The sequence below is a fragment of the Myxococcota bacterium genome, assembly GCA_039030075.1.
GTDB lineage: Bacteria > Myxococcota_A > UBA9160 > UBA9160 > SMWR01 > JAHEJV01.
Window position 1 is genome coordinate 96693 of the sequence record JBCCEW010000013.1, and the last position, 13247, is coordinate 109939.

General features: G+C 68.0%; 14 protein-coding genes. 5 read left to right on the forward strand and 9 right to left on the reverse strand.

Features of this window, described 5'->3' with window-relative positions; all coding sequences use genetic code 11:
• The first annotated feature begins 38 nt into the window (after positions 1-38).
• On the forward strand, positions 39-1403 hold the full coding sequence (locus tag AAF430_15070) for an MATE family efflux transporter (protein ID MEM7411552.1): 1365 nt from the start codon (positions 39-41) through the stop codon (positions 1401-1403).
• Between the two features lie 4 nt (positions 1404-1407).
• Here AAF430_15070 and AAF430_15075 read toward each other — a convergent pair whose 3' ends face one another.
• Together AAF430_15075 and AAF430_15080 are read right to left on the reverse strand one after the other, a co-directional pair.
• The gene (locus AAF430_15075; protein MEM7411553.1) at positions 1408-2034 is read right to left on the reverse strand and encodes a DUF938 domain-containing protein; all 627 of its coding nucleotides are present in this window, start codon (positions 2032-2034) and stop codon (positions 1408-1410) included.
• Between the two features lie 5 nt (positions 2035-2039).
• Positions 2040-2480, reverse strand: a complete 441-nt coding sequence (locus AAF430_15080; protein MEM7411554.1) for a hypothetical protein — start codon at positions 2478-2480, stop codon at positions 2040-2042.
• 133 nt (positions 2481-2613) lie between these two features.
• On the opposite strand from AAF430_15080, the gene AAF430_15085 reads away from it, so the two are divergent.
• Positions 2614-3165, forward strand: coding sequence for a hypothetical protein (locus tag AAF430_15085; protein ID MEM7411555.1), 552 nt, complete (start codon positions 2614-2616; stop codon positions 3163-3165).
• Between the two features lie 76 nt (positions 3166-3241).
• Here the strand turns inward: AAF430_15085 and AAF430_15090 are convergent, their stop codons facing one another.
• From AAF430_15090 to AAF430_15100, 3 genes are all read right to left on the reverse strand, one after another.
• Positions 3242-3613: a VOC family protein gene (locus tag AAF430_15090; protein MEM7411556.1), complete on the reverse strand. Its 372-nt coding sequence runs from the start codon at positions 3611-3613 to the stop codon at positions 3242-3244.
• Between the two features lie 24 nt (positions 3614-3637).
• The gene (locus AAF430_15095; protein MEM7411557.1) at positions 3638-4684 is read right to left on the reverse strand and encodes an aldo/keto reductase; all 1047 of its coding nucleotides are present in this window, start codon (positions 4682-4684) and stop codon (positions 3638-3640) included.
• 139 nt (positions 4685-4823) lie between these two features.
• The gene (locus tag AAF430_15100) at positions 4824-5465 is read right to left on the reverse strand and encodes an EthD domain-containing protein (GenBank protein MEM7411558.1); all 642 of its coding nucleotides are present in this window, start codon (positions 5463-5465) and stop codon (positions 4824-4826) included.
• Positions 5466-5678: 213 nt separating this feature from the next.
• Here AAF430_15100 and AAF430_15105 point away from each other — a divergent pair, with 213 nt between their 5' ends.
• The 3 genes from AAF430_15105 to AAF430_15115 all read left to right on the forward strand — a co-directional run bounded on the left by AAF430_15105 (position 5679) and on the right by AAF430_15115 (position 9773).
• Entirely contained in the window at positions 5679-7130 is a 1452-nt protein-coding gene (locus AAF430_15105; protein ID MEM7411559.1) for an amidohydrolase family protein, read from the forward strand.
• Positions 7075-7941, forward strand: coding sequence for a hypothetical protein (locus AAF430_15110; protein ID MEM7411560.1), 867 nt, complete (start codon positions 7075-7077; stop codon positions 7939-7941). The genes AAF430_15105 and AAF430_15110 overlap by 56 nt, the downstream gene beginning before the upstream one ends.
• A 74-nt stretch (positions 7942-8015) precedes the next feature.
• Positions 8016-9773, forward strand: coding sequence for a response regulator (locus AAF430_15115; GenBank protein MEM7411561.1), 1758 nt, complete (start codon positions 8016-8018; stop codon positions 9771-9773).
• Here AAF430_15115 and AAF430_15120 read toward each other — a convergent pair.
• From AAF430_15120 to AAF430_15135, 4 genes are all read right to left on the reverse strand, one after another.
• Positions 9770-10399 (reverse strand): response regulator, encoded by a 630-nt coding sequence (locus AAF430_15120; protein MEM7411562.1) that lies wholly within the window; start codon positions 10397-10399, stop codon positions 9770-9772. The genes AAF430_15115 and AAF430_15120 overlap by 4 nt on opposite strands.
• Positions 10400-10508: 109 nt before the next feature.
• Positions 10509-11357, reverse strand: coding sequence for a DUF3108 domain-containing protein (locus tag AAF430_15125; GenBank protein ID MEM7411563.1), 849 nt, complete (start codon positions 11355-11357; stop codon positions 10509-10511).
• Between the two features lie 146 nt (positions 11358-11503).
• Positions 11504-12151, reverse strand: coding sequence for a hypothetical protein (locus tag AAF430_15130; GenBank protein MEM7411564.1), 648 nt, complete (start codon positions 12149-12151; stop codon positions 11504-11506).
• A complete protein-coding gene (locus AAF430_15135) occupies positions 12148-13218 on the reverse strand; it encodes an alcohol dehydrogenase catalytic domain-containing protein (GenBank protein MEM7411565.1) in 1071 nt (356 codons plus the stop codon). The genes AAF430_15130 and AAF430_15135 overlap by 4 nt, the downstream gene beginning before the upstream one ends.
• Positions 13219-13247: the final 29 nt, after the last annotated feature.

The window sequence follows — 13247 nt, forward strand, 5'->3', positions numbered from 1 at the left end:
TCGCGACGGCCCGCCCGCGTCGCCCAGGGAGACGGCCGATGCCCGCGCCACAGCAGGGAACCCTGCGCCAGGAAATCCGCAAGATGGCGGTTCTCGGGGTTCCCGTCGCGGCCACCCAGCTGTCCACGATGATGCTCGGGTTCGTCGACACCGTCATGGTGGGACGCGTCTCGGTCGAGGCTCTCAGCGCGGCCGCCCTCGCGAACGTGTGGATCTTCGGGACGCTGATGCTCGCGAACGGGATCCTGATGGGGCTCGACCCGGTCGTCGCGCAGGCCCACGGGGCAGGCGATGGAGACCGCGCCGGACGCGCGCTGCAGACCGGCCTGATCCTCGCGCTGCTCTTGTCGGTACCGATCGCGATCGCCTGGCTCTACACCGATCGTTTCCTGCTGGCGACGGGCCAGGACCCGCGCCTGGTCGCGCTCGCCCACGAGTACACGGGCGTACAGATTCTGGGGATCCCGTTCTTCCTGACCTACGCCGCGCTGCGCCAGTACCTTCAGGGCCGCGAGCACATGCGCGCCGCGTTGTGGGTGATCCTGATCGCGAACGGCTTCAACGTGCTGTTCAACTGGATGTTCATCTTCGGCAACGGCGGATTCCCGGCCCTCGGCCTCTACGGCGCCGGCATCGCCACCACGGCCACGCGCATCCTGAGCTTCGTCGGTCTCCTGGTCTGGACGCTGGGGTTCGGGCTGCATCGCGGAGCCTGGGTCCCCTGGTCGCGCGAGACCTGGAACCCGCGTCGCATCGCCCAACTCCTGCGGATCGGCTTCCCGGTCGGGCTCCAGGTGTCCTTCGAGATGTGGGCGTTTCAGGCCGCCGCCCTGCTCGCGGGGCGCCTGGGCGAGGTCCCCCTCGCGGCACACACGATCGCGATCAACATGGCCGCGCTCTCGTTCATGGTGCCCCTCGGTCTCGCCCAGGGAGCCGCCACCCGGGTCGGCAACCGGATCGGCGCGGGAGATCCACGCACGGCGCAGCGGGCCGCCTGGGTCTCGCTGGCCATGGGCGCGGCGTTCATGTGCCTCGCGGCCTTGACCTTCGTCTTGCTCCGCGACGTTCTGCCGCGCATCTACACGACGGAGCGGGTCGTGCTCGAGGCCGCGTCGGCGATCCTGCCGATCGCCGCGGCCTTCCAGATCTTCGACGGCACCCAGGCCGTCGGTTGCGGAATCCTGCGTGGGATGGGACGCGTACGACCGGCGATGATCTTCAACCTGGTCAGCTACTGGTGCCTCGCCCTTCCCCTCGGCGCCTGGTTGGCGTTCTCCCAGGGCTGGGGTCTCGCGGGGATCTGGTGGGGCCTGGTGCTGGGCCTGGGCGTCGTGGCGACCTCGCTGGTCGCGTGGATCCGCGTGCGCGGGCCCGCGCACGCCACCGCATTGGTCACGGCCTGAGGTCTCACGCGTCCGACTGGCGCCGAAACACCAGCGCGCGGTTGTTCGCCGGCATCGGCACCACCCGCTCCAAGGCAAACCCGCGGGCGTCGGCTTCCGCTGCCACGTGCTCCTGATCGCGAACGCCCCATGCCGGATCCCGCTCGCGCAGACTCGCATCGAAGGCCGCGTTGCTGTCCGACGTGTGGGCGCCGTGTTCCCGGTAGGGTCCGTAGAGCACGAGCGGCGCAGCAGATCCCAAACAGTCTCGTGCACCCGTGAGCAGCGCCAGCGCCGCTTCCCAGGGTGCGATGTGGATCATGTTGATGCAGAGGACGGCATCGGCGCGTTCGACCGGCCAGGGGCGCTCGGCGACGTCGAGCCGAAGTGGCGCGGACAGGTTGGAGACGCCGGCATCGGCGCGCCAGGCCGCGATGCTGGCCAACGCCGTCGGGTCGCGATCCGTGGGCTGGAAGGTGAGCCCGGGAAAACGGCGCGCGAAGGCGACGGCGTGTTGCCCGGTCCCACTCGCCACTTCCAGCACCAGCCCCTGCGCGGGGAGCGCGTCCGCCAGCACGGAGAGGATCGGCGCCGTATTGCGTCCGGTCGCGGGCGCGTGCCGTCGGGCGTCTCCCGCGTCGCTGTCTCCCACGCCGACTAGCGGTGCCCTTCCGGGAGATCGACTCCCATGGCACGAGGCGGCACGTCTTCGAGCGCGGCTGCGGGCGTGGCCGGACGAATCCAGGGACGCGTCGGCCAGAAGAACGTCGCCAGGTCGAAGGTCCCCAGCCCGAACCGGATGAACATCGCGCCCACACCGACGAAACCACCGGTGGTGGTGCCCACCGGAATGTCCAGCAGGGTCTCACCGTGGATGCTCGCCCGCAGACCCTCTTTGTAGGCCTGGCTGTAGATCTCGGTGGGGGCGGTGGCGATGTTGATGAAGCCGCGGTTGAGCTTGTTCAGCGCCTCGACGTAGTAAGGCCGGTTGTCGGTCCAGTAGCGACCGGTGCCCGCCACGGCCGGACCGGCCCAGGCCAGTGTCAGGAGGCCCACCACCGCGCCGGCCAGCGCTCGCGAGCGAACAGCATGCAACATCCGGATCTCCTCACCGCGTCATGCGGGCCCGACCAGTCTACTCCAAGCCGGCCCGTGGCCCCGACACGTCCGGGCTGGCCCGGGGGCCCCGGAATGGTGCAGACTCGAACCTACCGGCAGCCAGGAGACCCCCATGAAGGCCGAAGAGTGCATCCTGTTCAGTGGCGCAGCCAACGGTTCCGAAGCCGCCTTCGGCGCCGCCGCCGAGCGCCACGGCGTCGCCGAGGTGAACTTCAGCTTCGAGGGCCACAACGACGCCCGCACCCGGGGCATCCGCGTGCTGACCGAGCCCGAACTCAAGCAGGGAGACGTCAGCCTGACCTACGTCAGCCGGCTGATGCACCGCGAGTTCCGCGACACGCGTCTATTCCGGCGCGTGCTCCAGAGCATCTGGCACCAGGTCAACAGCGGCCACGAGATCTTCGTGGTGGGTCGGATCCTCGAGGACGACACGGTCAAGGGCGGAACCGGCTGGGGCGCCGAGTTCGCGAAGCTTTGCAACAAGCCGCTCTACGTGTACGACCAGCTGAAAGAAGGCTGGTTCCGCTGGAACGGCGACGCCTGGGAGTCCACCGAGCGGCCCCCCGTGATCACCCAGCCCCGCTTCACCGGAACCGGAACCCGCTTTCTCGAGGCGCACGGCAAGGACGCCATCGACGAGCTCTTCGCCCGCTCGTTCCGCTAGCGCCGCGGACCTCGCCCCGACCTACCGCTCTGGATTCGACGTCAGCGCACGCGCCGCTGTCTCACGCGCCGCAACCTCACGCGCCAATATGGAAGGCGCAGAGCTTGTTGCCGTCGTGGTCCCGGAAGTAGCCGAAGTGCCCCATCCCGCCGCGGAGGCCCGGGGCGCCTTCGTCGCTGGCGCCGAGTTCGAGCGCGCGGGCGTGGACCGCGGCTACGGCTTCCGCGCTCCCGGCATTGAGAGCGACCATCACGCCGTTGCCCACCGTGGCCGTCTGTTCGTCGTAGGGCTTGCAGACCGCCAGCATGCCCTTCCCCATGTCGCTGGCCCAGACCACCATTCGCCCGTCGTTCATGATCTGCTTCATCGACAACGTCTCGAGCAGTGCGTCGTAGAACGCGATGGCTCGGTCGAGGTCGTTGCTTCCCAGAGTGACGTATCCAACCAAGGGGAGTTCCTTTCGAAGAGCGCGCTAGGCGAAGAAACGGGTGGATTCGGCGGCCGCTCGGAAGTTCTCCTCGAAGTGACCGAACGAGTGCATATCGGCGTTCACCACGTCTAGCCCGTGGGCGAGCACATAGGCGTAGCTGCGCTGGAACGGAGACAACCCCGACTCGAGGAAGGCCTGCTCGTAGTGATCGTCGAAGGCGTCGGGCTTCCCCCAACCGAGGAACTTGCGCCCCGCCAGGTAGCGTCCGGCCTTCATGCCGACCAGCCCGATCCCGGCCGCCCGAGCCCGATCGAGCAGCGGCCCCAAACCGACGAGCGTCTTCGTGCCGGGCAGGATCCCGCGGTCCTCCCAGTCGTACCAACCGGCGGGCGTGATCGCGATCATCGCCAGGCTGTACGCGCCCGAAGCGATCGCCGCCTCGAGGACCTGCTCGGCGTTCTGATGGGTGCTGAGACCGAGGTGCCGGACCTTCCCGGCGGCCTTCGCGCGCTCGAACGCGGTCTGGATCTCGTCACTCTGGATGAAGCTCGGGTTGTTCGCGCCCATCACGTAGTAGGCGTCGACCGAGTCGACGCCGAGTTCGCGCAGGCTCTCGTCCATGTATCCCAGCCAGGCGTCTGCGGCCGCCTTCGCCTTCGCCGGGGTCACCGTCTCATCGGGCGCGATCTCGCGCGTCGGAATCGCCTTCGAGATCAAGAAGACGCGATCGCGCGCCTTCTTCAGGAACGGCGCCAGATTCTCCTCGGCGTCGCGGTAGTAGCCGCGGAAGCCCACGTCGAACACGTTGACCCCGGCATCCAGCGCCGCAGCGAGCAACTCGTCCTTCCGTCCGCGCGAGAGAGCCGCACCACAACCGAACACCAGGCGGCTCGCCTGGAAGCCGGTGCGCCCGAGGTTTCGGTAGGCCATCGGCGGGAGCGTGCCGACCCCGCCGGCGCTCTTCGCCGCGTACACGGCCGCGCCGGCATCGCGCGATCGGAGCAGGGTCTTCGCGCCCACTCCCAGCATGGCGAGCCCTTGAAGGAACCGACGACGGCTCGTGCCGTCTCCCGTGTTCGGAATCCGCATCGAGAACACCTCCAGCGACGCGCACTGCGTCTTGCACCCACGCACCCGACTTCGATGCGGCCGGCGCGTCGGAAGGTAGCTGGCGGGGCGGTCCGCTCCCAATCCACCCGTGCAACACGCCCCGTCCGGGACGACGCGGCTACCAGGGCAAGACGCTCTCGTGCTCGGTCACCCGCACGATGGCCGCCTGGGCTCCGCGCGCGGTCAGTTCCTGGTGCCAGGCGGCCAACCCGCCCGCGTCGACCTCGGTGGCGTGCACTTCCGTCACGAGGTCGTAGGCCGGGTCACTCCCGAGCGCGCGGTTCTGCAGGCACGCGCGCGGTCCGGCGGCGGTGTCGAGCAGCCCGGACAGGAACTTCGACTCGTACTCGGCCACGAAATCGGCGGCCGCCTCACCCCCCGCCCGCTTCACCAACGCCAGCACCCGGGTGCCATCGCTTCCCACCGACGCCTCCTCCACCCAGCGCTCCTCGACCGCAAAGAAGGTGTTCGCCGGCCGGTCCATGAACGACACCTCGTCTTGCAGGATCCTCTCGCCGACCGGGGTCTGTAGTCGCGCCTGCACGTCGAGCGCACCCTGCGGACCGTGGTACCAGAAGGACGTCACGACGTCGGCGGCGAACGCACCAGCGCACACCTCGGCCACGTGATGCCGCAGGTAGCGCTTCGTGCCCTCCAACACCGTCTCGATGGCCAGGGGCGCGTGGACCTGCTCGTAGTGGTCCCGAAACGCCTCACGTTCGAGGCCAGGCTTGCGGACGATCAACGCGAGAGTCTTCACAGCAGTCCCCTTTTCTTGCTCCAGCGAACCGCGCAGCCCGCCCGCCCGGGAGTCTCGCGGGCATTCTCGACTCGCGCCGGCACATACGCAAGCTTCCTTGCGTGGTGGAGACAACGCAAAGACCGGGGTTTCCGTCGATGAATTCATGACGAGGGTCGCATCTCTCTCAAGTCGAGTTGCGTGCTGGCGATAACTCGGTTGGGAGGGCCGCACGTGTTCCAGGGTTTCACCGTCATCGACGCCGACAGCCACAAATGCGAGAACCCCCCTGTCTTCTTCGACTTCATCGAAAGACCGTACCGGGCTCGCATCTCGATCCTTCGTGATCGCTACGGAGAGCAGCGCTTTCAGATCCGCGATGCCGACCCGGTCACTGGAAAGCCCGAGTTCGATCGCACCTTCCTGCAGATCGAGGGCTACGGGAAAGGCACCTATCGCCCCTACCACGCCGAGACCACGTTGGGCGGCCTGTTCAACCGCATTCGTCTCGAGCACATGGAGCGCGAAGGGATCGATCATCAGGTGATCTACGGCTCGGTTCCGCTCGCGTTCAACGCGTTGATCGACCGAGAACTCGCGGTGGCCCTGTGTCGCGCCTACAACGACTACATCGACGCCGACACCCGGGCGCACAGCGATCGCTTGCACCCGATCGCCGTGCTCCCGATCCAGGATCCGACCGCCGCCGTCGAGGAGATGCGCCGCTGCGTCGAAGAGCTCGGTATGGTCGGCGTGACCATGGCGCCCCACGTACCGGCGCCCCACCCCGACGCGCCCGAGGCGTTCCCCAAGCTCCGCGTCCCGAAGGCGCTCTCGCACCCCGACTTCGCGCCGATCCTCGCCGAGGCCGAGCGCCTCGACGTCGCGATCGGGCTGCACGGCGCGCCCGGGATGCAGCTGGCCGGCGGCAGTTCGGACCAGCTCGACAGCTTCACGCTGGTGCATGTGTTCGCAAATCGTTCCATGCAGCAGATGGCGCTCGCGAAGCTGATCTTCGACGGAACTCTCGAAGCCTTCCCGAAGCTGCGCTTCGGATTCCTCGAAGCCGGCGTGGGTTGGCTCCCGGACCTGATGCACAGCCTCCACGAGCACTGGGAGAAGCGCATCTTGCACTTCGACCCTTCCGTCGAGCCTTCGATCAAGGATTTCGTCCGCGAGTTCGCACGCGAGCGTGACTGCGCGGGAGAACTCGGTCTCTGGCGGAAGGTGCGCCAGGTCCGCAACGTGCTGTCCCGGGAGCGCGACGATCGGGCGTCACGGGACGAGATCGAAGCGTTCCGCAACGAGCACCCGCGGCTCCCGCGCGACCCGACGGAGTACCTCGCGCGCGGCCAGATCTTTGCCTCCCTCGAGCCCGACGACCCGGCGCCGCTCTACCTGGAGCGCGCCCTCGGCCCAGCGGCTCGGCAGATCCCCTGCTTCGCCGTCGACTACGGACACTGGGACGCGACGCTCGAGAACTGTGTCGCCCTGGTGGCCGAGCGCCCCGGGATCGATGCCGACCTCGCGCGTCGACTGCTCTCCCAGAACGCCCTCGATCTCTACGGGCCGCGACTCGCAGCCCGGATCGGTGAACACCCCATCCCCCGACCGGAACGGAGAAGCCGCTATGTCCGAACGAACCCAGAAGACATTCAACCCCTTCCGCGTCCTCAGCAACTCTGAGCGGGAGCAGCACCTCGCCGATTACCAGGCGTTCCTCGAGGAGCGCGACGGGCCGATCGACGTCGATGCGTTCACACTGGCCCATCGCGAGTCGTACCTTCAAGAGCTCGAAGACAAGCCTGTGCGGTGGACAGGAGACGTCGACGACGCGGCCTTCTATCAGCACGTCCGCAAGACCGGGAGTCCACCGCTCGACGAGCGAACCTCTCTGCTGGTCTCAGCGGCTCTCGCCAACGTGGGCGAGTCCTACGGGGTCGAGGTGGAGCTCGACGCTTTCTCTAAGCGGCCCCATCGCGCGAGCGAGAACCCGCTTTACATGCACCTCATGTTCGAGGAGCGCTACCACACGCGCATTCTCGACGAGATGTGCCGGGTGTGTGGTCTCGAACCGGAGCGGCGATCCCCGTCGTGGCACCAGCGAGTAATCATCAACTGGATGATGTACCTCCCGGATCGACTGCGCTGGATTCCGATCTTCGCGGGTGAAGTCCTCGGCAGCGTGGTGTTCCAGCTTCTGCTCGAGAGCGTCGAACACTTTTCTGAGGAGCCGGAGGTCGAAGAGCGCGTCCGCTCTCTGCTTACCGAGATCTGGATCGACGAGGTTGGACACGTCGCATACCTTCGGGCGAAGATGGGCCCGATGGGAGTGCAGATCGCACGCGCACTCCTGCCGATGATCGCCGCCTCGCTCTTCAAAGACGTGCCCGCCAACAACGCGATCGGACTGCACCGAGAGCGGGTCATGGAGCGCTTGCGAGACGGCGTGCCGGTTCCGCCGGGCTTCGGCTGGATGGCGCCCGACCCCGCCTAGGGAGAGCAGAGCCGGATTCCGCGCCCTATTCCCGTCGGGAGCGACTACCATGTCGCGGTCTACGGGGAAGGGTCGTGGAAACGGCGAAACCAGACTCCCAGCACCACTTCGGCCCGCGGCACGCGGCGCTCGATGCGAGGATCTACTTCCTCGCGGGCCTGTCCTACCCCTGCTGGCGCTTTCTGTCCCCCGGCGGCGCCGCCCCGCTCTGGCCCTGGCTCGCGATCAGCGGAGTATTCCTCGCGATCGCCTGGCTCGTGCGGACGGGACGACTCCGCGACATGGCGCAGCACGACGCCACGATTCTCGTTTCTGGCCTGGTGACGCTGCACTTCATGCTGCTCGCCCACCAGAGCGAGATGCAGCCGTTCTATGCGGTCGGATCTTCGATGGCACTGATGATGACCGTACTGTTCGTGCGACGTGAGCGTGTGCTGTTCTTGTACGCCTCCTGCGCCACCGCGGCCGCGCTCGCACTCTACGTCGCCGAGGCCGACCCGCGAAAGGTCGCGTACTGGGCGGGTCCACTCCCGGTGTTCGCCTTCGCATACGTACGGATTCGATCCCAGAGCGCGTTCGAACGCAGCCTCGAGCTTCTCGTGGAAGAACGCACAGCGGCCCTGACCTCTGCGAACCGCAGGCTCCGCGAGGAGAGCGAGACCCGCGGTCGCCTCGAGAAGGAGCTCCGCGTCCAGCACAAGGTCGAGGCCGTGGGACGACTGGCCGGAGGCGTCGCGCACGACTTTAACAACCTGCTCACGACGATCGGCATCTACGCAGACCTGATTCACGACGGCCTTCCCGAGGAGAGCGAGCTCCGCGAGGAGATCCGCTACATCCAGCAAGCACAGCGCCAGGCCACGACGCTGACCCAGGAGCTGCTCACCCTCGGGCGCCGAAGCCACGCGCGCCTCGACGTGATCGACCTCAACCAGGTGATCCGCGAGAACGTCGCGCTGTTGCGACGCATCCTGCGTCCCCAACACGAGCTCGAGGTCGCGCTCGGGGACGCAGAGCTCCCGATCCTGGGAAACATCGACCAGCTGCAGCGCATCCTTCTGAACCTGGCCATGAACGCCGCCGACGCGATGCCCGGACCCGGCCGGCTGCGCATGGAGACGGCGATCGTCACTCGGGACCAGCTGGTGCAGCTGAACCTGGCCTCGCCCTTCGAAGAGTCCTCCGAGTTCGTGTGCTTCTCGGTCACCGACACCGGCGTCGGCATGACCCCGGAAGCCCGCGACCGCGCCTTCGACCCCTTCTATACGACCAAAGCCGATAGCGGTTCCGGCCTCGGGCTCTCGATCGTCCACGGCATCGTGAGTCAGGCGGGGGGATACGTCCGACTCGCCAGCGAGCCAGGGCACGGCGCCCGCTTCGACCTCTACTGGCCCAGTGCAGCCAAACCGAGCGATGCCCCGGTTGTGTCGGCTACCAGCCATCGGATGCCTCGAGGCTCCCGCATCTTGCTGGTCGACGACGAGGCGCCTCTGCGCGCCGCGGTTCAACGGGTGCTGACGTCCGCGGGTTGCTTCGTACAAGAAGCGGGAGATGGCGTGGAAGCGCTGGAGATCGCGCGTCGAGAGCCCTTCGACCTCGTCATCACCGACGCGGTGATGCCGCGGATGAGCGGCGTCGATCTCGCAGATCACCTGCGAGCGGAGCTACCGAACACGCGAATCCTGGTGATGTCGGCCCATCTCAACGACGATGCGCTGAAACAGGTCGCGCCGGACCTGCCGTTCCTCGCCAAGCCCTTCGCGCCGAGGGAGTTTCTCGAGCGCGTCGAGGCACTGCTGTCGGCGCCAGCGCCCGAAGCGCGAGACTTCTAGGAGTTCTCGCGTCGCCGCGGACCGGGGTCGGAGCCGGGCTTCGGCGGCCAATCGCGCGCGATCTGCTGCACCGCCTGGCGCGAGATATCCAGCAGACGAGCGGCACCGCTCTTGCTGCCCTGGGTCATCGCCAGCGCCTGGTCGATCATGTTGTTGCGCACGCGATTCTGAAATTCCTTCATCGGAACCTTGCCCACGGCTGCCCGCGCGTGGTGCGAGATCTCCGGGGCGCTCGTAGCAGCGCGCATGACGACCTGCTCGAGTTCTTCGAGCTTGAAGGGCTTCGACAGGAACTCCTGAACGCCAAGACCCGGCAGCGCGAACGCCTCGTCCATGCTCGCCGCACCGGAGATGCCGATCTTCAGCGGCTCGGGCGACATATCGAGCGTCGCCTTGAGCACGTCGATCGAGGATCCATCCGGAAGACAGATGTCGGCCACGATCAGGTCCGGGTGGTGATGCAAGAGCGCGAGCGCCTCGGCGGAGGTACCCGCTTCGAGCGCCTCGGCGCCCCACCGCTCGACGAGTTTCACCATCGCGCGACGCAGCGGCACGTTGTCTTCGAGGAGCAGGACCCGTTCGAACTTCAGGGGCTCCGCCGGCAACGTCGCTGTATTTCCCGCCATGACGGCAATATAGCCCTAGGGGAACCGCTTGCGAAGCCAAGTTGCGGATCGGAACGAGACCGCAAGCTCACTTGCACCCCATTTTCGAGGGGGGCCCGCGCCCGATCGCCTACCGACAGGGCATGCCCGGTACGGACGGACGGGGCGTCACGCGTGAGCCCGGCGAGTCACCGGCGGGAGACAGCTCGATCGTGATCGCTCCGACGAAGGTCTGGCTGCTGGCGTAGAGCAGCCGGCGCGGCCGCTCTTCCGTCACCCATGCCTGGGTCTCTCGATGACGCTGATCGTCCTCGTCGTCGTCGGTGAGCTCGCGGGTCGAGAGCTCCAGACGCCAGACGGCGTGCGACGTGCCCGACCAGGATCGCTCCTCGCGTCCCGCTACGCGTGCGCGAAGGAGGTAGCGACTCTTCCCCGTAAAGGTGTCGAGCTCGTAGGTCGCGCCCTCGGTGTAGTCCAGGTTCATCAGCAGGAACGTCGCGGTCGGGATGTCGAACGCGTTGTCCGACTGGTACCTGTACTCCTTGACGCGCCCCTTGCGGTGCCGAGTGCCGTGCATCGAGCCGACGTCGGGTCCGCCGGACGCGTAGCGCACCTCGGTGCGATCGTGTCGACGGTTCTTGCACTCGTCGATCGTGAATCGATCCGGGCCGAATGGCGCGGTCGCCACGCGCGCGTCTCCCCAGAAACGGTAGGGGTAGATCCAGTCGAGCACCGGATGGGTGGCCCCGAAGCCCTCCATCCGCACACTGCCGTCGCGCTCGAGCGCGTGCATTTCGATCGACGCGGTCGCCACCGGGAGGCCGGCCCAGCGGAGCACGTAGTGGAGGGGCGCGTCGGGGACGGTGGCCTCCACGGGGAGCGCGTATACCGGCGTGTCGACGGCCACGTCGAGGTTCTTCACGTAACGGGCGGTTGCGGGCAACGCGATGGCCACCGCGCACAGCGCCCACCCCGCCATCCTTCGGAGGCGGACGGCACTTCGTTCTGCAGCGTGGGATGCTTGGCTCACGACCGCGATGGACGTGAACGGCATGCGGCGGATTCAAGCGCTTTCGCGCCCTGCGGGAACGCCCCTCGGGACGTTCGGCGCGGCCCCGGCCCTGCCTAATGGGCGGGCGCCACCTCGAGGATCACCGGAGCCTCGAAGAACTCCGCGCTGGACGGAACGCCCCCCTGTGGCGCGAAGAAGCGTTCGGCCGACGCCCGATCCTCCCAGAGCGCGATCGAACCGCCGGCTCCCGGTCGGCCCCACCCGTAGAGATGAACGAGCCCGGGGGTATCGACGGCGGGTGTCACGGCGGCACTGCGCATCACGACGGCGACGAAAGTCGTGTCCGTCCGCACGGCGGCCGGCACGTCGGTTCGTGATTGCCCCGACACCTGGTCACCCGATTCCTCGATCTCGAGAGAAGCCGGTTCTCCGTAGCGCGCGGCGATGTCGGCGTGCCAGGCGGCGTCGTAGAACGCGTCTGCGGCGGCCCGGTCGCGCCACAGATAGATTCCCCCCAGCTCGCCCGAGTCGGCAATCGTGAAGAACTTCCGCTCGAGACCGGGGATCTCCGCGTAGCGCGGGGCCGCGGCCTCGAAGCGCCAGCGAACGAAGAAGCGCGGCGCATACCAAGGGGTCTTCACCTTGACGATCGACACGACGCGTGGCGACGCCGCGGGCTCGGCGCCCGACGGCGCGGCCAGGCCCCCCGTCAATCCGAACACGAGCGCCGTAGCAGCCACGAACCTCGCGTAGCCGCTCATCGCGCGAGCTCCTGCGCCGGCGTCTCGGGAAGGACGGACGCGCGAGAGAAGAGCAGCTTGGGCGCGGGATCCGTGAGGAGCTCCGCCGCGTCTTCGAAGCACGCCCGCTTCGTGACGAGCGCTCCGGGGTCCCAGCGGCCCGCGCAGACGTGGCCCAGCATCTCCTCGAGCATCGGTCGCGACTGCACCCGGCTGATCTCGTAGCGAACGCCGCGCTTGTACATCTCGAGCAGTGGCAGCTCGGCCATCGCCTCGGTGCCGTTCGAGACACTCGTGCAGATCCCGCCCGGCGCAGTCGAGTCGATCGCGAAGCGGCGGCCGGGCTCGAGGGTGCAGGCGTCGACCACGATCGGAAACACGGCTTCCGCGTTCGGCATGGCGGCGAGGGACACCTCGCGCGGCTCTACACCGAGGCGCTCCGCCAATGCCAGACGCCCCGGGTCTGCATCGGCATAGACGACCCGTTCGGCGCCCAGCCCGAGTGCCGCCTGGGCTGCGAAGAGTCCGACGCTCTGGGCCAGACCGCCGACGACCAACACGGCGGCGCCCGGTTCGTCGCGCAAGTGAGGCGCGACGGTGCGATACCCATCGGCGGCGTTGTCGGCCAGGTGCGCGGCTGCGGCCACGTCCACGTCCGCCGGGAGGCGCACGATCATGGCGTTCGCGAAGGGCACACGCAGCACGTCCGAGAAAGCGCCTCCGAAGTCGATGCCCCCGCAGCGACCGAGGCCGTAGTTGGCGCCGAAGGGGACGGCGTCGCATGCGTTCGGCCGCCCGGCCTGGCACGGCCCGCAGCGCCCGCAGTGGATCTGGAAGGAAACGCAGACGCGGTCGCCCGGCCGACACGTGGTCACCGCGTCCCCGACGTCGAGCACCTCGGCCACCATCTCGTGCCCCACGGCGAACGGAGCGCGCCGCGGGATCTGGCCGAGCCCGATATAGAGGTCGAGATCGCAGCGGGCCACGGCGAGGGGGCGCAGCAGGGCGGCCTCGTTCGAGTCGAGCTTCGGCTCGGGGACATCGCGCCAGGCGTACTGGCGCGGCCCGAGGAACTGGAGCTGTTGCATGGGGAGGCTCCGAGCGGGCGCAGGGCGCG

Coding starts and splice junctions, on each gene's coding strand:
- AAF430_15070 (MEM7411552.1), top strand. CDS start 39: ATGCCCGCGCCACAGCAGGGAACCCTGCGCCAGGAAATCCGCAAGATG.
- AAF430_15080 (MEM7411554.1), bottom strand. CDS start 2,480: ATGTTGCATGCTGTTCGCTCGCGAGCGCTGGCCGGCGCGGTGGTGGGC.
- AAF430_15085 (MEM7411555.1), top strand. CDS start 2,614: ATGAAGGCCGAAGAGTGCATCCTGTTCAGTGGCGCAGCCAACGGTTCC.
- AAF430_15095 (MEM7411557.1), bottom strand. CDS start 4,684: ATGCGGATTCCGAACACGGGAGACGGCACGAGCCGTCGTCGGTTCCTT.
- AAF430_15110 (MEM7411560.1), top strand. CDS start 7,075: ATGTCCGAACGAACCCAGAAGACATTCAACCCCTTCCGCGTCCTCAGC.
- AAF430_15120 (MEM7411562.1), bottom strand. CDS start 10,399: ATGGCGGGAAATACAGCGACGTTGCCGGCGGAGCCCCTGAAGTTCGAA.
- AAF430_15125 (MEM7411563.1), bottom strand. CDS start 11,357: ATGGCGGGGTGGGCGCTGTGCGCGGTGGCCATCGCGTTGCCCGCAACC.
- AAF430_15130 (MEM7411564.1), bottom strand. CDS start 12,151: ATGAGCGGCTACGCGAGGTTCGTGGCTGCTACGGCGCTCGTGTTCGGA.
- AAF430_15135 (MEM7411565.1), bottom strand. CDS start 13,218: ATGCAACAGCTCCAGTTCCTCGGGCCGCGCCAGTACGCCTGGCGCGAT.